Below are 16,507 nucleotides of genomic sequence, written 5' to 3' on the forward strand. Positions count from 1 at the left end.
CAGGGCGATGCCATCGCCCGCCAAGTATCCCGACACGCCCGACGGCCGCTATTTCGTCGTGCGGGGCCGTCTCTGGCGCAGCAGCAATCCCGATCTGCCGCCGGAAGAGCGCCAGCAGCTGGTGAACCGTCTCATGCGCGCAAGGCGCCAGGTCGGCCTGGCGCTGAAGGCCGGCGACAAGGAGGCCGAGCGCCAGGCCCGCGCCGAGGTCGACGCCGCCAAGCGCGGCCTGGGCGAGCGCGGCCCCGTGTGGTGGAGCGACGGCTCGCCCGACTACAACCGCAAGCTGGCCGCCAACACGCCCTACGCCGCATGGTATGCGGCCCTCGAAGCGGACGCCGCGCCGAGCTAAGGTAGGGTGGACTCCCGAGTCCACGGCATTTCCCTCGCATGTCGAAACGCAACGCGCAGCTGCGGCGGTGCGCATCGGTAAGGCCGTGGACTCGGGAGTCCACCCTACGGATGTCCGCTGCACCCATTTGGCCACCAGCACCCCCGTCATCGTGCATTGCAGTACGTAGGGTGGACTCCCCGAGTCCACGGCATTTTGTTGACCAGCGTGTCCTTGAGCTCGGCATCCTTGGCGTTCGGGATAAGGGTCTTGTCGAGGGCGTCGAGCACGGCCTGGTAATAGGTCACCTCGTTGGCGATATACGCCTTGTCGAAGTCCTTGCCCTTCATGCCTTTCAGCTCGGCCAGGTTGTCGGCGCCGCACTGTTTCAGGTTCTGCATTTCTTCACGTGCGCCGTGGCCCGCTTGTTGACGCCGGTGTGATCCGTGACCATCGTCGCTATGCCGCCTGCCTGAGCGCGCCCGGCGTGGATGGCAGCGTCGTTCCGAGCGCGAATCAGCAGGGGCCGAGAAAAAAAAGGTGAGCATGGAATGCTCACCTTCGGATGATGCGTGACGCCGATCCGGTGTTTTACTTGCCCGGATCCTTCTGGTTCGCGAACTGGTCGAACTCGACGTTGTAGGGCTGGCCGTTGACGTTCTCGACCTTGCGCACATAGACCGTCTGCACGACGTCGCGCGTGGCCGGGTCGATGCTGATCGGGCCGCGCGGGCTCTGGATCTTCATGCCTTTCAGGACGGCCATCGCCTTGTCGCCGTCGATCTTGCCGTTCAGCTTCTGGCTGACCTGGTAGATCGCGTTCATGCCGTCATACGCGGCAACCGCCATGAAGTTCGGCCGTCCGCCTTGCGGGTTGGCGGACGCGAAGCTTTTCAGGAAGGCGTCGTTCTCTGGCGACTTGTGCGCGGCTGAATAGTGGAAGGTGGTGATCACGCCCAGGGTGTTGTCGCCCATGGCCGGCAGCACGTGGTCGTCGGTCAAATCTCCGGTGGCGATGACCTTGATCCCGGCCGCCTGCAGGCCGCGCTCGCGGTAGCCCTTCATGAAGGCGATCGACTGTTCGCCGGCCGGCACGAAGACGAACACGGCGTCCGGCTTGGCGTCCTTGATGCGCTGGATGAAAGGCGCGAACTCGGGGTTGCGCAGCGGGACGCGGATGCTTTCCGCGATCTTGCCGCCGTTCTTCACGAAGCGGTCGCTGAAGGCTTTTTCGGCGTCGATGCCGGGGCCGTAGTCGGCCACGACGGTCGCCACCGACTTGATGCCGTTCTTGTCGGCCCAGTCAGCCATGGGCGCCGAGATCTGCGGCAGCGTCATCGAGAAGCGCGCGATGTAGTCGGACTTGGTGGTGATGACCGAGGTGGCCGCGTTCATGATGATCATCGGCTTTTTCGCCTGCTGCGCGATCGGGGCGACGGCCAGCGCTTCGGGCGTGAGGCCGAAGCCGGCCAGGAAGTCGACCTTGTCGCGCACCACCAGTTCCTGCGCCAGGCGCTTGGCCACTTCCGGCGCCGGGCCGGTGGTGTCCTTGTAGATGATCTGGATCTTCTTGCCGGCGACCGTGTCGCCGTTTTGGGCCATCCAGGCCTTGATGCCGCCCTGCATCTGCTTGCCGTAGTCGGCGAAGGGGCCGGAGAAGGCGGCGATCACGCCGACCTTGATGGTGTCCTGGGCTTGCGCAGCGGGCGCGAAGGCGAATACGGCGGTACTGGCGAAGGCGGCGGCGATCGTGGTGAACTTCATGCTTGTCTCCTGTGGTTGGAATGTCGGTAAGCCTGGGTGGCATTGGCGCCGCCGTATCGTTATCACAACTGCATCATGGCCGTCGTGATCATATTGTTGACAAGCTTCCGTGACAACCATAGTATCCAAATAGCGTTCGATTAACAACCTCTTGTTCGGTAATCGCACACGCTTCCCATAAAATGCTTTGCTAATGCTTTGCTATAACCCCGGAGACAACATGAAGAACACCATCCGCAGCGCCGTCGCGCTGATGTGCGGCCTGGCCGCCGCGTCGGTCACGACCTCGGCCTCTGCCCAGACCTCGGTTCAGATCTACGGTATCGTCGACAGCGGTGTCGCCCACCTGACGAACGTCAATAGTGCGGGCGACTCGAACACCAAGATACCGTCGCTCACCAGCTCCTTCCCGTCGCGCATCGGCTTCCGCGGCACCGAGGATCTGGGCAACGGCCTGCAGGCGTTCTTCGTGCTGGAAAACGGCCTCGCGCTCGACACCGGCACCGCCCAGCAGGGCGGCCGCATCTTCGGGCGCAACGCCAACGTCGGCCTGAAAGGCGCCTGGGGTACGCTCACGCTCGGCCGCCAGCAGAACATGACCTACATCTCGGGCCTGAAGACCGACGTGCTCGGCCCGCACCTGTTCGCCATCGGCAGCATCGATCCCTACCTGCCGAACGCGCGCAGCGATAACGCCATCGGCTACATGGGCAACTTCGGCGGCTTCGTCGTCGGCGCGACCTACAGCTTCGGCCGCGACGCCTCGAACGCCGGCGGCCCGGCCGCCACCAACTGCGCCGGCGAAGTGGGCGGCGACTCGGAAGCCTGCCGCCAGATCACCGGCCTGATCGGCTACGAAACCAAGGCCTGGGGCCTGAATGCCTCCTGGGATCAGCTGCGCGGCAACACCGGCGCCGCCGGCGGCCTGACCAGCAGCATCAACACCGACGTGCGCCGCACCGTCAACGGTTACCTGATGCTGGGCCCGACGAAGCTCGGCGCCGGCGTGATCGCACGCGAGACCAACGCCAATCCGGCCACGGGCTTCTCGGAATCGAACCTGTTCTACTTCGGCGTGAGCCACCCGTTCGGCCCCTTCGTCGTCGACGCCCAGGTCGCACGCCGCGACACCAAGAACTCCGACAACGACGTCGACATGCTGGTCGCGCGCGTGACCTACGCGCTGTCGAAGCGCACCTTCGTGTATTCGGCGATCGGGCGGATGGACAACGACGGCGTGTCGGCGGTGGCGCTGGATGCGGGCGGAACGGTGGGGGCGGGGCTGGCGCAGAATGGCGTCATGGTAGGCCTCCGCCATCATTTCTGATCGATGTAGGGTGGGCGGGTCTCCCGCCCACGCGGTGATATGCGGCGGCGAGATCGTCGAGCACGATAACGGAGCCGCCGCTTATCGCGTGGGCATGCCCACCCTACGTAATGCGACGGTGCCTTGAACTTGCTACGGGCGGTGGTGCATCGTAGGGCGGGCATGCCCGCGTGGGGATACGCGAAGCCCGAACGTCGAGCACGACATCGGAGCCGTCATCAATCCCGCCGACTCTACGGCAACAACACCGCCAACTCCTGCGCCCCGCGCTGCAGCACGGGCAAGAACTCCGCGCGCATGCGTTCGGCGCTGACGCGGCCGGCCTGGGCGCCGACGTTGAGGGCGGCCAGCACCTGGCCGGAGGCGCCGCGCACCGGCACGGCGATCGAGCGCAGGCCCAGTTCCAGTTCCTCGTCGTTGATCGCATAGCCGTCCCGGCGCACCTGCAGCAGGGTTTCGCGCAGGCGCTTCTGGCTCGTCACGGTCTTGTCGGTCATGGCTTTCAGCCGCGCTTTGGCGAAGTAGGCGTCGAGCTCGGCCGGCGCCAGGTGGGCCAGCATCACGCGGCCCAGCGAGGTGCAGTAGGCCGGCAGCCGGCTGCCGGTGTTCAGGGCCACCGACATCACGCGCGACGCCGCCGAACGCGCCACGTACAGCACTTCGCCGTCCTCGAATACGGCCAGCGAGCAGGATTCGCCCAGCTGCTGGCTGATGGCGTTCAGGTAGGGCTGGCTGGAAACGGTCAGCGGCGTCGACGACAGGTAGGAATAGCCGAGCGTCAGCACCTTCGGGCGCAGCGAAAAATTGTTCAGTTCCGCGTCCACGTAGCCGAGCTGCTGCAGCGTGTACAGGCAGCGGCGCACGGCGGCGCGCGGGATGCCGGTTTTCTGGCTGATCTGGGCGATGGTCTGGGGCTTGCGCGAATCGCTGAAGGCCTGCACTACCGCCAGGCCGCGCGCGAGCGAGGTCATGAAGCTGGGGTCGGTCAGGGCGTCGATCTGTTCGGCGATCGTCGGTTCGCGTTCGTCAACTTCTTGCTTGTCGGTACTCGAATCCGGCAATGAAGCCGATGCTGCGTGGGTCGTTTTTGTCATGGCGCGATTTTAATGCAGCGGAGGACGACTTGATTGGTCTTTTTTCTTGACCTTTCGGCCAGCGTGCTACTACACTTGGTTGGTCGGTAATCAAACATTAGTTCGATTATCGAACAACGGCAACAACATTTCAAGTGCGCGGGCGGATTTCCATGCCGGCGCATGCCAAGGTGAAACACCAAGGTGGAGACATGATCGACAAAACCTACGAATCGCTGCAGCGGGCCGTCGCCGACGTGCCCGACGGCGCCACCGTCATGATCGGCGGCTTCGGCAACGCCGGCATGCCGTCCCAGCTGATCGATGCGCTCATCGAGCAGGGCGCCCGCGAACTTACCATCGTCAACAACAACGCCGGCAACGGCGACTCCGGCCTGGCCGCCTTGCTCGCCGCCAAGCGCGTGCGCAAGATCATCTGCTCCTTCCCGCGCCAGACCGACTCGCACCATTTCGACGCCCTGTATCGCGCCGGCGAAATCGAGCTCGAGCTGACCCCGCAGGGCAACCTGGCCGAACGCATCCGCGCGGCCGGCGCCGGCATCGGCGGCTTCTTCACCCCGACCGGCTACGGCACCCTCCTGGCCGAGGGCAAGGAAACGCGCCTGATCGACGGCCGCCATTACGTGCTCGAATCCCCCATCCACGCCGACTACGCCCTCATCAAGGCGTTAAAGGGCGACCGCTGGGGCAATCTCGTGTACCGCAAGACCGCGCGCAACTTCGGCCCGATCATGGCGATGGCCGCCAAGGTCGCCATCGCCCAGGTCGCCGAGATCGTGCCGCTGGGCGAACTCGATCCGGAAAACATCGTCACGCCGGGCATTTTCGTGCAGCGCGTGGTGAAGGAGGCAGCATGAGCAAATTTACCCGTGACCAGATCGCAGCACGTGTCGCCCAGGATATCTTCGAAGGCGCCTATGTCAACCTCGGCATCGGCCTGCCGACCAAGGTCGCCAACTTCCTGCCGGCCGACCGCGAAGTCTTCCTGCACTCCGAAAACGGCCTGCTCGGCATGGGCCCGGCGCCGGCCGAGGGCGAGGAGGACGAAGACCTGATCAACGCCGGCAAGCAGCCGGTGACCGTCCTCACCGGCGGCTCTTATTTTCATCACGCCGACTCCTTCGCGATGATGCGCGGCGGCCACCTCGACATCTGCGTGCTGGGCGCCTTCCAGGTCTCGGCCAAGGGAGATCTCGCCAACTGGCACACGGGTGCGCCGGATGCGATTCCGGCCGTCGGCGGCGCCATGGATCTGGCCATCGGCGCCAAGCAGGTTTTCGTGATGATGGATCACCAGACCAAGACCGGGGAGAGCAAGATCGTCCCCGAATGCACCTATCCGCTCACCGGCGTCGCCTGCGTCAACCGCATCTTCACCGACCTCGCCGTGCTCGACGTCACCCCCGAAGGCCTGCGCGTGGTCGAGATGGCGCCGGGCCTCAGCTTCGACGCGCTGCAAGCCGTCACGTCGGCACCTTTGCTGGCACCTTGATTCGAGAGGAACACCATGATTGACGCATACATCTGCGACGCGATTCGCACACCCATCGGCCGCTACGGCGGCGCCCTGAAGGACGTGCGCGCCGACGACCTCGGCGCCGTGCCCCTGCGCGAACTCATGAAGCGCAACCCGGGCGTCGACTGGACGCAGGTCGACGACGTGATCTTCGGCTGCGCCAACCAGGCCGGCGAGGACAACCGCAACGTGGCCCACATGTCGTCCCTGCTGGCGGGCCTGCCGGCCGACGTGCCGGGCACCACGGTGAACCGCCTGTGCGGCTCGGGCATGGATGCGATCGGCATCGCCGCGCGCGCCATCAAGGCCGGAGAGACGCGCCTGATGATCGCCGGCGGCGTCGAATCGATGACACGCGCGCCCTTCGTGATGGGCAAGGCCGAGTCAAGCTTCTCGCGCCAGGCCAGTATTTACGACACCACGATCGGCTGGCGCTTCGTCAACAAGCAGATGAAGCACCTGTACGGCACCGATTCGATGCCGGAGACGGCCGAGAACGTCGCGGTCGACTACAAGGTCTCGCGCGAAGACCAGGACAAGTTCGCGCTGCGCAGCCAGCAGAAGACGGCCGAGGCATGGCGCCAGGGCCTGTACGCGGACGAGATCGTGCCGGTGCATATCCCGCAAAAGAAAGGCGACCACATCGCCTTCGTCCAGGACGAGCACCCGCGCGAAACGAGCATCGAAGCGCTGGCCAAGCTGAAGGGAGTCGTCCATCCGGAAGGCTCGGTCACGGCCGGCAACGCCTCGGGCGTGAACGACGGCGCCTGCGCGGTGCTGATCGCGAGCAAGGAAGCGGCCGCGCAGCACGGCCTGACGCCGCGCGCCCGCATCGTCGGCATGGCCACCGCCGGCGTGCCGCCGCGCGTGATGGGCATCGGTCCGGCCCCGGCCACGAAAAAACTGATGGCGCAGCTGGGCATGAACCTCGACCAGATCGACATCATCGAATTGAACGAAGCATTCGCATCGCAAGCATTGGCCGTGTTGCGCGAACTGGGCATTGCAGACGACGATCCAAGGGTTAACCCTTACGGCGGCGGCATCGCCCTCGGGCACCCGCTGGGCATGAGCGGCGCTCGCCTGGTGACCACCGCGACGTACCAGCTGCACCGTACGGGCGGACGCTACGCGCTGTGCACGATGTGCATCGGCGTGGGGCAGGGGATTGCGATGGTGATCGAACGGGTCTGAGCCGTTCGGGCATCACTTGGCAGCAGAACGATAAATAGCAGGAGACAAAGCATGAAACAGTACGGACGACAAGGGAGGCAGCCATGATCGGGAATTTCATCGGCGTGCTCTTCGACGGGATTGCCTACGGCAGCCTGTTATTCCTGATCAGCGTCGGCCTCTCGGTGACGATGGGCCTGATGAACTTCATTAACCTGGCGCACGGCGCCTTTGCCATGGTCGGCGGCTATGTCTGCGTGAGCCTGCTGCAAAAGCTGGGCATGCCTTTCCTGGCCACGCTGCCGGTCGCCTTCCTCGTCGCGGCCGTGGTCGGCCTGGTGCTGGAACGCACCCTGTACCGCCAGCTGTATCAAGCGACCCATCTCGACCAGGTGCTGTTCTCGATCGGCCTGACCTTCATGGCGGTGGCCGGCGCCACCTTCCTGTTCGGCCCGACGCAGCAGCCGGTCAACTTGCCGGACTGGCTGCGCGGCCAGGTGCACGTGCTCGGGCTCGACCTGGGTTCCTACCGCCTGTTCCTGATCGCCGTCGTGGTGTTGGTCACGCTCGGCCTTTACCTTCTGATCGAGCGCACCCGCTTCGGCGCCCAGATCCGCGCCTCGGTCGACAACCAGACCGCGGCCGCCGGTCTCGGCATCAACGTCAGCCGCGTCTTCTCGCTGACCTTCGCCCTCGGTTCCGGCCTGGCCGGCCTGGGCGGCGGCCTCGGCATCGACGTGCTCGGCCTCGATCCGAGCTTCCCCGTCAAGTACATGGTCTACTTCCTGCTGGTCGTGGCCGTGGGCGGCGCCGGTTCCATCAAGGGCCCCTTGATCGCCGCGCTGATCCTGGGTGTGTTCGATGTGGCCGGCAAATACTATGTGCCGGAAGTGGGCGCCTTCGTCATCTACACGCTGATGGTCGTCCTGTTGATCCTGTTCCCGTTCGGCCTCGTACGGAGGAAAGCATGAACGCCTATTCGACCTCGGCCCTCAAGGCCAAGCATGCCGCCGGTGCCGCCGATGCCAACCAACCCGCGACGACCATGGACAAATCCCTCCTGCGCCTGCCGAACGACCGCTGGAAGCCGCTCGAAATCGTGTTCTGGCTGCTGCCGGTGGCGTCCTACTTCCTTTTCCCGGACTACCTCGTCCTGATCAGCCAGATCATGATCATCGGCCTGTTCGCGCTCTCGCTGGATCTGATCCTGGGTTATGCCGGCATCGTCTCGCTCGGCCACGCGGCCTTCTTCGGGCTCGGCGCCTACACGGCGGGCCTGCTGTCGGTGCATGGCTGGGGCGAGCCGATCTCGGGCCTGTTCGCAGCAAGCGTTGTAGCCGGCGTGGTCGGCTTCATCGTCAGCTTTCTCGTCGTGCGCGGCCAGGATCTGGCACGCCTGATGGTCACGCTGGGCATCGGCCTGATGCTGTTCGAAGCGGCGAACAAGGCGGCCTTCATCACCGGCGGCGTCGATGGCCTGTCGGGCATGGTGATGGGGAACCTGTTCGGCGCCTTCGAGTTCGACCTGTACGGCAAGACGGCCTTCTGGTACAGCTTCGGCGTGCTGTTCCTGCTGTTCGTGTTCATGCGTCGTCTGGTCAATTCGCCCTTCGGCATGTCGCTGCGCGGCATCCGCGAAGGCGGACGCCGCATGCCGGCCATCGGCGCCCACGTCGACCGCCGCCTGAAGGCCATCTTCACCGTCAGCGCCGCGATCGCCGGCGTGGCCGGTGCGCTGCTGGCGCAGACGACCCAGTTCGTCGGCCTGGACGTGCTGGGCTTCCCGCGCTCGGCGGAACTGCTGATCATGCTGGTGCTGGGCGGTACCGGCCGCCTGTACGGTGCGCTGATCGGCGCGGCCGTGTTCATGGTCGCGCAGGACAAGATCTCGGGCCTCGACCCGGCCTACTGGCAGTTCTACATCGGCCTGTTCCTGGTGCTGATCGTGCTGTTCGCACGGGGCGGCATCATGGGCGGCGCGGAAAAGATCATGGCCAAGTTCAAACGCAAGGAGGCAGCATGACGAACACTCTGCGCACCGAAGGCCTCTCGAAACAGTGGGGCGGCTTCAAGGCGAATACCGACATCTCGCTGAACTTCGAGCCGGGCGCACGCCACGCGCTGATCGGCCCGAACGGCGCCGGCAAGACCACCTTCATCAACCTGCTGACCGGCGGCTTCCCGCCGACCAGCGGCGCGGTGTACATGGGCAACCAGGACATCACGAAGCTGCCGCAGCACGAGCGCGTGAAACTGGGCATGACGCGTACCTTCCAGATCAACACCCTGTTCGCGGGCATGACCGTGCTCGAATCGGTGGTGCTGGCGATCTGCGAGCGGCGCGGCCTGCACAAGGTGTGGTGGAAGACGGTCGCGAAGCACGACGAGGTGGTCGAGGAAGCGATGGCGCTGCTGGCCACGCTGAAGCTGACGAAAGAAGCGAACTCCATCACGCGCAGCATGGCCTACGGCAAGCAGCGCCTGGTCGAGATCGCGCTGGCCCTGGCCACGAAGCCGAAGATCCTGCTGCTGGACGAGCCGGCGGCGGGCATCCCGTCGGCCGAGAGCAAAGAGCTGTTCGAAGTCATCGCCGGCCTGCCGCGCGACGTCACGGTGCTCTTCATCGAGCACGACATGGGCCTGGTGTTCCGCTTCGCCGACCGGATCACGGTGCTGGTGGGCGGCAAGGTGCTGACCGAAGGGACGCCGGAAGAAATCGCCGCCGATCCGCGCGTGAAAGAAGTGTATCTGGGGGAGGCCGAACATGGCTGAATTGCTGGCATTGGACAAAGTCACCGCCGGCTACGGCGAATCGATCGTGCTGGAGGACGTCTCCTTTACGATGAACGAGGGGGACAGCCTGGCCCTGCTGGGCCGCAACGGCGTCGGCAAGACCAGCCTGCTGGTCACGCTGATGGGGCTGACGCGCCTGCACAAGGGCTCGATTCGCTGGAGCGGCGCCGACATCGCGCGCGTGCCGACCTATAAACGTTCGCAATCGGGCCTGGGCTGGGTGCCGCAGGAGCGCCACATGTTCCCGTCCCTGACGGTCGAGGAACACCTGACGGTGGTCGCGCGTCCGGGGCCGTGGAATCTGCCCAAGGTCTACGAGATCTTCCCGCGCCTGTACGAGCGGCGCGCGAACATGGGCAACCAGCTCTCGGGCGGCGAACAGCAGATGCTGGCCATTGCCCGCGCCCTGATGACGAACCCGCGCATCCTGCTGCTGGACGAGCCGATGGAAGGCCTGGCGCCGATCATCGTGCAGGAACTGGTGCGGGTGATCCGCAAGCTGGTGGCGGAGGAGGGCATGTCGGTAATCGTGGTCGAGCAGCACGCAAGGCTGGCCTTGTCGCTGACCTCGCGGGCGATCGTGCTCGATCGCGGGCGCATCGTCCATGATTCCGATAGCGCCAGCCTGCTGGCCGATGGCGAAAAGCTCGACCGGTTAGTCGCTGTTGCGTAGGGCGGGCATGCCCGCGTCGATACGTACCGGTTCCGATATCGTGCTCGACGATCTCGCCGCCACGTATCACGCGGGCATGCCCGCCCTACAAAGGAAAACATATTCGTAGGGTGGGCGGCGAAGCCGCCCGGTGAAACCGTAGGCGATGCCATTGGCATCGCCCACCCCTACAAAAGCGTTCACACAAAAATGAGGAGACCAACGTGTTGAAAAACCTGAACAAAACCCGCCGCCACATCCTGATCGGCGCCGCACTCGCCAGCGCCGGCATGGGCCTGGCCCACGCCGCCGACCCGATCAAGGTCGGCCTGATCGTCCCCATGTCCGGCCCCTTCGCCTCCACCGGCCGCCAGGTCGACGCCGCGGTGAAGCTCTTCCTGCAGCAGAACGGCGCCACCGTCGCCGGCCGCGAAGTGCAGATCATCCTGAAGGACGACGGTGGCGTCTCGCCCGACGTCACCAAGCGCATCGCCCAGGAACTGGTCGCGCGCGACAAGGTGCAGGTGCTGGCCGGCTTCGGCCTGACGCCGCTCGCCTTTGCCGCCGCGCCGGTCGCCACGCAGGCCAAGGTGCCGATGATCGTCATGAACGCGGCCACCTCGGTGATCCCGCAGCGTTCGCCCTACATCGTGCGCACCGGCTTCACGCTGGCGCAAGTCACCGCGCCGATGGCGCAGTGGGCGGCCAAGAACAAGATCAAGTCGGTGGTGACCTTCGTCTCCGACTACGGCCCCGGCATCGACGCCGAAAAGGTGTTCGTCAAGGACTTCACGAAAGCTGGCGGCAAAATCGTCGCCTCGCTGCGCGCACCGCTGCGCAACCCGGACTATTCGCCTTTCCTGGCGCGTGTGAAGGATGCGAAACCGGACGCCCTGTTCGTGTTCGTGCCGTCGGGCGAGGGCGCCGCCGTGCTGAAACAGTTCACCGACCGCGGCCTGGCGCAGGCCGGCATCCGCCTGATCGCTACCGGCGACGTGCTGGACGACGACCTGATGCCGAGCATCGGCCCGGCCGCCCTGGGCGTGGTCAGCAGCCACCACTATTCGGCCGCGCACCCGTCGCCGGAAAACAAGGCCTTCGTAGCCGCCTTCACCAAGGCCAACAAGGGCATGCGCCCCAACTTCCACGCGGTCGGCGCCTACGACGGCATGCACCTGCTGTACGCCGCGCTGAAGAAGACCAATGGCGACAGCGCCGGGCCGAAACTGCTGGAAGCAATGAAGGGCCAGTCCTGGAACAGCGTGCGCGGCCCGGTCACGATCGACCCGGCCACCCGTGACATCGTCCAGACGGTCTACATCCGCAAGGCCGAGCAGGGCGATGGCGGCGTGTTCAACGTCGAATTCGACAAGGTCGAGAAATTCAAGGATCCGGGCGTGGAGTGAAGGCATGCCGGACACAGGGAGCAACCCCGTGTCCGTAGGGCGGGCATGCCCGCGTAGGGCCGCGATACACCGATAGCCGGACAGGCGACCGCCCTACGCGCGCATGCGAGCGGTATCGGCGCCGATTACTTGTCGCCGACCCGCACCGCCAGCGGCGCCCGGCTCTGCTCGTTATTCTCGTGCACCAGCTTCGCCAGCAGACCCATGAACACCTCCTGCTCCTGCGGGCTCAGGGGTTCGAGCAGGCGCTGGCGCAGCCGCTGCGCTCTTGGTGCCAGCGCATCGAGCAGGGCCTGGCCGGCGGCCGTGATGTTCAATGCCCGCTGGCGCCGGTTATGCGGAATCACCTTCCGTTCGAGCAGTCCCTTTTCCTCCAGCCGCGCACAAACGGTGGCCCCGGTCGAAGTATCGATCGCCGCCAGCCCGGCCAGCGAGACCTGGTCGATCCCCGGATGCTCGGCCAGCCGGCTGAGGATCGCGTACTGCACCGGCGTCAGTTCGCCGCCCATTTCGTCGTAAAAAATCGACACCGAAATCTGCTGGGCGCGCCGCAGCAAATGGCCCGGATGGTTGTACAAATCGAGCATGGCGCCCGGGCCGGTGGCTGCTTTTTCTGTCGACATATTTCTTGAGGTTACGTGGTGCGGCGCACCATTAAAAAAGTTCGAGAACGTAGTTTACTTCGCACCGCAAACGCGTGATACTTTTCTCACATTCAGTGTACTGAATATCGAATAATCTAATCAAGAGCGTCTAACAAAGCCATCCGGGCAAGGCGCATCGTCGAAGACAGTACGCTTGTACGGCAAGACGATGCAACGCAGCCATGGCGGCTTTGTTCGACGCTCATAAGGAGACGGAGATGTTCCCGAAAAACGCTTGGTACGTGGCTTGCACCCCGGATGAAATCGAAGGCAAGCCGCTCGGCCGCCAGATCTGCGGCGAAAAGATCGTGTTCTACCGCGGCCAAGGCGGCAAGGTCGCCGCGGTCGAGGATTTCTGCCCGCACCGCGGCGCGCCGCTCTCGCTTGGTTTCGTCCGCGACGGCAACCTGGTCTGCGGCTACCACGGCCTGGAGATGGGCTGCGAGGGCAAGGCGATCAGCATGCCGGGCCAGCGCGTGCGCGGCTTCCCCTGCATTCGCAGCTATCCGGTCGAAGAGCGCTACGGCTTCATCTGGGTCTGGACGGGCGACAAGGAAGCGGCCGACCCGGCCACCATCCACCACCTGGAGTGGGCCGACAACCCCGAGTGGGCCTACGGCGGCGGCCTGTATCACATCAACTGCGACTACCGCCTCATGGTCGACAACCTGATGGATCTGACCCACGAGACTTATGTGCACGCGTCCTCGATCGGCCAGAAGGAAATCGACGAGGCGCCCGTCACGACCAAGGTCGAGGGCGAGCAAGTGGTCACCAGCCGCTTCATGGAGAACATCATGCCGCCGCCGTTCTGGCAGGCGGCCCTGCGCGGCAACGGCCTGGCCGACAAGGTCCCGGTCGACCGCTGGCAGATCTGCCGCTTCAACGCCCCGAGCCACGTGATGATCGAGGTCGGCGTCGCGCATGCGGGCAAGGGCGGCTATCACGCGCCAGCCGAGCACAAGGCGTCGTCGATCGTGGTCGACTTCATCACGCCCGAGACCGAGACTTCGCACTGGTACTTCTGGGGCATGGCGCGCAACTTCAAGCCGGAAGATGCCGAGCTGACGAAGACCATCCGCGAAGGCCAGGGCAAGATCTTCGGCGAAGACCGCGAGATGCTGGAACTACAGCAGCAGAACATCCTGCGCCATCCCGAGCGCAAGCTGCTGATGCTGAACATCGACGCCGGCGGCGTGCAGTCGCGCCGCATCATCGAACAATGGCTGTCGAAAGAACAGATGAAGGAGTTCGCGCCATGAACACGTTCGAAGTGAAGGTCGCCGGCAAGCACAACGAGGCCGACGGCATCTGCAGCTACGAGCTGGTGCGCGTGGACGGCGCGCCGCTGCCGGGCTTCGAGGCCGGCGCCCACGTCGACGTCCACCTGCCGGGCAACCTGGTGCGCCAGTACTCGCTCTGCAACGCGCCGGGCGAAACCCACCGCTACCAGATCGGCGTGCTGCGCGACGCCGATTCGCGCGGCGGCTCGGAGGCCATGCACGACCGCATCGAGGTCGGCACCGTGCTCACCGTCTCGGAACCGAAGAACCACTTCCCGCTGGTGGACGCGGGGCGCACCCTGCTGCTGGCCGGCGGCATCGGCGTCACGCCGATCCTGGCGATGGCCGAAACCCTGGCCGCCAAAGGTGCGCAATTCGAGATGCACTACTGCGCCCGTTCGCCGGACAAGGCGGCCTTCAAGCAGCGCCTGGGCGAATCGCACCTGCGCGACCTGGTGCATTTCCATTACGACAGCGGTGACGCGGCGCAGAAGCTCGACATGGCGGCCTTGCTTGCCAATCCCCAGCCGGACACCCACCTGTACGTCTGCGGCCCGCAGGGCTTTATCGCCTACGTGCTGGACACGGCCAAGGCCCAGGGCTGGCCGCAAGCACAGCTGCACGTGGAGTACTTCAGCGCGGCGGCGGTCGATACCACCGGCGACCAGCCCTTCGACGTCAGGCTGGCCTCGAGCGGCAAGGTGGTCACCGTGCCGCCGGGGCAGACCGTGATCAAGGTGCTGCTCGAGGCCGGCGTCGAGGTGCCGTATTCGTGCGAGGAGGGCGTCTGCGGCACCTGCCTCACGCGCGTGCTCGAAGGCGTGCCGGATCACCGCGACATGTATCTGACGGAGGAGGAGCAGGCGGCGAACGACCAGTTCACGCCGTGCTGTTCGCGGTCGAAGACGAAGGTGCTGGTGCTGGATTTGTGATGCAGCGGTCTCGGCGCATGCTGCATTGACGTATGCGTCAGGGACTGGTGTGCAGGGTGGGCCACTTGTATCCACGGGGTAACGGCGTATCTGCCGCGCTATCGCTGGCCAGAAAAGACACACGCCCAGCAGCATGCTCGTAACTTGCTTTTACGGCAGGCACGGCCAAGCATAACAGGGATGGGGGCATGTAAATCGTGCCGGCTGACCTGTTACTGCGCTTGGTGGGGTCTTCGCTGCAAGCGCGCAGCAGAGTCAATCGAGAGAAGGCGCGGGCCTATCGTTCAAGGCTTTACGCGGTACCATGAAGACGGTGCCCGCATCAGTGTGGGGCAGCAGCATGTCGATGCAGGTTTGACTACCGCTGGAGGCAGCCCACATCAGGGCCGTCCAGCCGTCTCCGTCCTGCGCATGCGGATCGCTGACCGGCAGCAGCAACTCGACGCAGCTCGGGTGGCCAAAGGAAGCCAGCATCAGAGCCGTCTCCCCGTCGCGGTCGCTTGCCTGTGGATCGCTCAGTGGGAGCAGCAGCCTGACGAACTCCTCCTCGCCCTCAACGCAGGCCAGCATCAGGGCTGTGCGTCCCCAACAATCGGTTCTCCGCGGCGCAGTCGGATCGCTCTTGAGGATCCGCTGCAGTTCGCGCAGGTTCTTGCGTTCCACTGCTGTAAAGATATCCACTTCGCCCGTCCTCGACGCCAGTGCCGAGTCTGCCGTCTATTACACAATACTAGATACACGACGGGTTTCAAGGTGATCTTGGCGCGCGACCTTATCGACACTGTTTTTCCTGCAGCCAGAACCGCGTGGCGCGACTGATCAAAGCAGCCGGCATCAAGGCCCGTCACAAACAGCGTCGGGAGCCAGGCCAGCTTGACTCACCAATCCACGCCCGCACGCCCACCCTGCTGAATCGGCAGTTCGAAGAACAGTGCATGCAGCTAATTATTGCAGCGTAAGCCAGCAGAAACGTATTTATTCACGGATACGCTCAAAAATGGGACGAAAACTTACAACTATCCGATTCCCGAGCAGCGCTTCAATCCAAGCACTTGTTTTTAAAGCAGATTTGTTCGTGGCGCGATCATTGCTTACTCCATGATGGAAGCCATTGGCCAACGCAAGGAGGGCGCTCTCATGAGTTACACTGACATTTATGGTCTTTCAAGGAGCAAAATCGAGCAGGGCCGGGTGGATATACCTGTGCTCGTAGGATTGTGTCTGATAGCGGCTACTTCGCTACTATTTTACGGTTCGCTTTTTGCGATCATCTTCTGTATCTGAGTTTCGACATCCGTGCGGCCTCGTTGATGGGTGCATGGAAAGTTCAATCATTGTTCAAGGCGACCTGAGGAATGATTGCCAAGGCGTTCAGTCGATAGTCAATCCATATCGCCGCTCAGTTGCCGGCCAAAGGCAGCGGTTCTCAACGATACCGGAAGCAGCTTTCGCTAAAGATTCTTCTCTCTTTCAACTGTGCGCTCGAAATGAAGCGCATAGTGTCTGTTGTTCTTCGAACTATCCGATCTCCTCACACAGCAGTCGTCCCGCCGAGTTTACGCCAGAGTATCTTCCTGATTCGTTTGAACAGC

At 64.3% G+C, this 16,507-nt stretch carries 17 protein-coding genes; 12 read left to right on the top strand and 5 right to left on the bottom strand.

Going from position 1 to position 16,507, the window contains the following annotated elements; genetic code table 11:
- Window positions 1-7: 7 nt before the first annotated feature.
- Window positions 8-352, top strand: a complete 345-nt coding sequence (locus ASF77_RS02860) for a hypothetical protein (protein ID WP_056334089.1) — start codon at window positions 8-10, stop codon at window positions 350-352.
- A 146-nt stretch (window positions 353-498) separates the two neighbouring features.
- Here ASF77_RS02860 and ASF77_RS24790 read toward each other — a convergent pair whose 3' ends face one another.
- Window positions 499-732, bottom strand: a complete 234-nt coding sequence (locus ASF77_RS24790) for a DUF4142 domain-containing protein (RefSeq protein WP_056334092.1) — start codon at window positions 730-732, stop codon at window positions 499-501.
- A 190-nt stretch (window positions 733-922) separates the two neighbouring features.
- A complete protein-coding gene (locus ASF77_RS02870; RefSeq protein WP_056334095.1) occupies window positions 923-2,095 on the bottom strand; it encodes an ABC transporter substrate-binding protein in 1,173 nt (390 codons plus the stop codon).
- 220 nt (window positions 2,096-2,315) lie between these two features.
- Here ASF77_RS02870 and ASF77_RS02875 point away from each other — a divergent pair, with 220 nt between their 5' ends.
- Complete coding sequence (locus ASF77_RS02875) at window positions 2,316-3,422, top strand: porin (protein WP_056334097.1); 1,107 nt, start codon at window positions 2,316-2,318, stop codon at window positions 3,420-3,422.
- Window positions 3,423-3,655: 233 nt separating this feature from the next.
- On the opposite strand, the gene ASF77_RS02880 is transcribed toward ASF77_RS02875, so the two are convergent.
- Window positions 3,656-4,516, bottom strand: coding sequence for an IclR family transcriptional regulator C-terminal domain-containing protein (locus tag ASF77_RS02880; RefSeq protein WP_056334101.1), 861 nt, complete (start codon window positions 4,514-4,516; stop codon window positions 3,656-3,658).
- A 191-nt stretch (window positions 4,517-4,707) separates the two neighbouring features.
- On the opposite strand from ASF77_RS02880, the gene ASF77_RS02885 reads away from it, so the two are divergent.
- From ASF77_RS02885 to ASF77_RS02920, 8 genes are all read left to right on the top strand, one after another.
- A complete protein-coding gene (locus ASF77_RS02885; RefSeq protein WP_056334102.1) occupies window positions 4,708-5,373 on the top strand; it encodes a 3-oxoacid CoA-transferase subunit A in 666 nt (221 codons plus the stop codon).
- On the top strand, window positions 5,370-6,008 hold the full coding sequence (locus ASF77_RS02890; protein ID WP_056334105.1) for a CoA transferase subunit B: 639 nt from the start codon (window positions 5,370-5,372) through the stop codon (window positions 6,006-6,008). The genes ASF77_RS02885 and ASF77_RS02890 overlap by 4 nt, the downstream gene beginning before the upstream one ends.
- 15 nt (window positions 6,009-6,023) lie before the next feature.
- Window positions 6,024-7,226: a 3-oxoadipyl-CoA thiolase gene (pcaF, locus tag ASF77_RS02895; RefSeq protein WP_056334107.1), complete on the top strand. Its 1,203-nt coding sequence runs from the start codon at window positions 6,024-6,026 to the stop codon at window positions 7,224-7,226.
- A gap of 83 nt (window positions 7,227-7,309) precedes the next feature.
- Window positions 7,310-8,176 carry a branched-chain amino acid ABC transporter permease gene (locus ASF77_RS02900; RefSeq protein WP_056334110.1) on the top strand — a complete coding sequence of 289 codons (867 nt, stop codon included), beginning with the start codon at window positions 7,310-7,312 and terminating at the stop codon, window positions 8,174-8,176.
- Between the two features lie 74 nt (window positions 8,177-8,250).
- Window positions 8,251-9,228 carry a branched-chain amino acid ABC transporter permease gene (locus tag ASF77_RS02905; RefSeq protein WP_056336298.1) on the top strand — a complete coding sequence of 326 codons (978 nt, stop codon included), beginning with the start codon at window positions 8,251-8,253 and terminating at the stop codon, window positions 9,226-9,228.
- Complete coding sequence (locus tag ASF77_RS02910) at window positions 9,225-9,977, top strand: ABC transporter ATP-binding protein (protein WP_056334113.1); 753 nt, start codon at window positions 9,225-9,227, stop codon at window positions 9,975-9,977. The genes ASF77_RS02905 and ASF77_RS02910 overlap by 4 nt, the downstream gene beginning before the upstream one ends.
- Window positions 9,970-10,671, top strand: coding sequence for an ABC transporter ATP-binding protein (locus tag ASF77_RS02915; RefSeq protein WP_056334116.1), 702 nt, complete (start codon window positions 9,970-9,972; stop codon window positions 10,669-10,671). The genes ASF77_RS02910 and ASF77_RS02915 overlap by 8 nt, the downstream gene beginning before the upstream one ends.
- Window positions 10,672-10,940: 269 nt before the next feature.
- Window positions 10,941-12,056 (top strand): ABC transporter substrate-binding protein, encoded by a 1,116-nt coding sequence (locus tag ASF77_RS02920; RefSeq protein ID WP_156648750.1) that lies wholly within the window; start codon window positions 10,941-10,943, stop codon window positions 12,054-12,056.
- Window positions 12,057-12,181: 125 nt separating this feature from the next.
- Here ASF77_RS02920 and ASF77_RS02925 read toward each other — a convergent pair whose 3' ends face one another.
- Window positions 12,182-12,679, bottom strand: coding sequence for a MarR family winged helix-turn-helix transcriptional regulator (locus tag ASF77_RS02925; RefSeq protein ID WP_056334121.1), 498 nt, complete (start codon window positions 12,677-12,679; stop codon window positions 12,182-12,184).
- 239 nt (window positions 12,680-12,918) lie between these two features.
- On the opposite strand from ASF77_RS02925, the gene ASF77_RS02930 reads away from it, so the two are divergent.
- A complete protein-coding gene (locus tag ASF77_RS02930) occupies window positions 12,919-13,962 on the top strand; it encodes an aromatic ring-hydroxylating dioxygenase subunit alpha (RefSeq protein ID WP_056334124.1) in 1,044 nt (347 codons plus the stop codon).
- Window positions 13,959-14,915: a PDR/VanB family oxidoreductase gene (locus ASF77_RS02935; RefSeq protein ID WP_056334127.1), complete on the top strand. Its 957-nt coding sequence runs from the start codon at window positions 13,959-13,961 to the stop codon at window positions 14,913-14,915. The genes ASF77_RS02930 and ASF77_RS02935 overlap by 4 nt, the downstream gene beginning before the upstream one ends.
- A 255-nt stretch (window positions 14,916-15,170) precedes the next feature.
- On the opposite strand, the gene ASF77_RS02940 is transcribed toward ASF77_RS02935, so the two are convergent.
- Window positions 15,171-15,596, bottom strand: a complete 426-nt coding sequence (locus tag ASF77_RS02940; protein WP_082493515.1) for an ankyrin repeat domain-containing protein — start codon at window positions 15,594-15,596, stop codon at window positions 15,171-15,173.
- Window positions 15,597-16,507 lie beyond the last annotated feature (911 nt).

Source organism: Massilia sp. Leaf139, assembly GCF_001424165.1.
In the GTDB taxonomy this organism is placed as follows: domain Bacteria; phylum Pseudomonadota; class Gammaproteobacteria; order Burkholderiales; family Burkholderiaceae_D; genus Telluria.

What these genes read in the sequence shown, in the direction of transcription:
- ASF77_RS02885 (WP_056334102.1), top strand. Translation starts at nt 4,708, where the DNA reads ATGATCGACAAAACCTACGAATCGCTGCAGCGGGCCGTCGCCGACGTG.
- ASF77_RS02905 (WP_056336298.1), top strand. Translation starts at nt 8,251, where the DNA reads ATGGACAAATCCCTCCTGCGCCTGCCGAACGACCGCTGGAAGCCGCTC.
- ASF77_RS02925 (WP_056334121.1), bottom strand. Translation starts at nt 12,679, where the DNA reads ATGTCGACAGAAAAAGCAGCCACCGGCCCGGGCGCCATGCTCGATTTG.
- ASF77_RS02870 (WP_056334095.1), bottom strand. Translation starts at nt 2,095, where the DNA reads ATGAAGTTCACCACGATCGCCGCCGCCTTCGCCAGTACCGCCGTATTC.
- ASF77_RS02935 (WP_056334127.1), top strand. Translation starts at nt 13,959, where the DNA reads ATGAACACGTTCGAAGTGAAGGTCGCCGGCAAGCACAACGAGGCCGAC.
- ASF77_RS02920 (WP_156648750.1), top strand. Translation starts at nt 10,941, where the DNA reads ATGGGCCTGGCCCACGCCGCCGACCCGATCAAGGTCGGCCTGATCGTC.
- ASF77_RS02875 (WP_056334097.1), top strand. Translation starts at nt 2,316, where the DNA reads ATGAAGAACACCATCCGCAGCGCCGTCGCGCTGATGTGCGGCCTGGCC.
- pcaF (WP_056334107.1), top strand. Translation starts at nt 6,024, where the DNA reads ATGATTGACGCATACATCTGCGACGCGATTCGCACACCCATCGGCCGC.
- ASF77_RS02890 (WP_056334105.1), top strand. Translation starts at nt 5,370, where the DNA reads ATGAGCAAATTTACCCGTGACCAGATCGCAGCACGTGTCGCCCAGGAT.
- ASF77_RS02880 (WP_056334101.1), bottom strand. Translation starts at nt 4,516, where the DNA reads ATGACAAAAACGACCCACGCAGCATCGGCTTCATTGCCGGATTCGAGT.
- ASF77_RS02910 (WP_056334113.1), top strand. Translation starts at nt 9,225, where the DNA reads ATGACGAACACTCTGCGCACCGAAGGCCTCTCGAAACAGTGGGGCGGC.
- ASF77_RS02915 (WP_056334116.1), top strand. Translation starts at nt 9,970, where the DNA reads ATGGCTGAATTGCTGGCATTGGACAAAGTCACCGCCGGCTACGGCGAA.
- ASF77_RS02900 (WP_056334110.1), top strand. Translation starts at nt 7,310, where the DNA reads ATGATCGGGAATTTCATCGGCGTGCTCTTCGACGGGATTGCCTACGGC.
- ASF77_RS02860 (WP_056334089.1), top strand. Translation starts at nt 8, where the DNA reads ATGCCATCGCCCGCCAAGTATCCCGACACGCCCGACGGCCGCTATTTC.
- ASF77_RS24790 (WP_056334092.1), bottom strand. Translation starts at nt 732, where the DNA reads ATGCAGAACCTGAAACAGTGCGGCGCCGACAACCTGGCCGAGCTGAAA.
- ASF77_RS02930 (WP_056334124.1), top strand. Translation starts at nt 12,919, where the DNA reads ATGTTCCCGAAAAACGCTTGGTACGTGGCTTGCACCCCGGATGAAATC.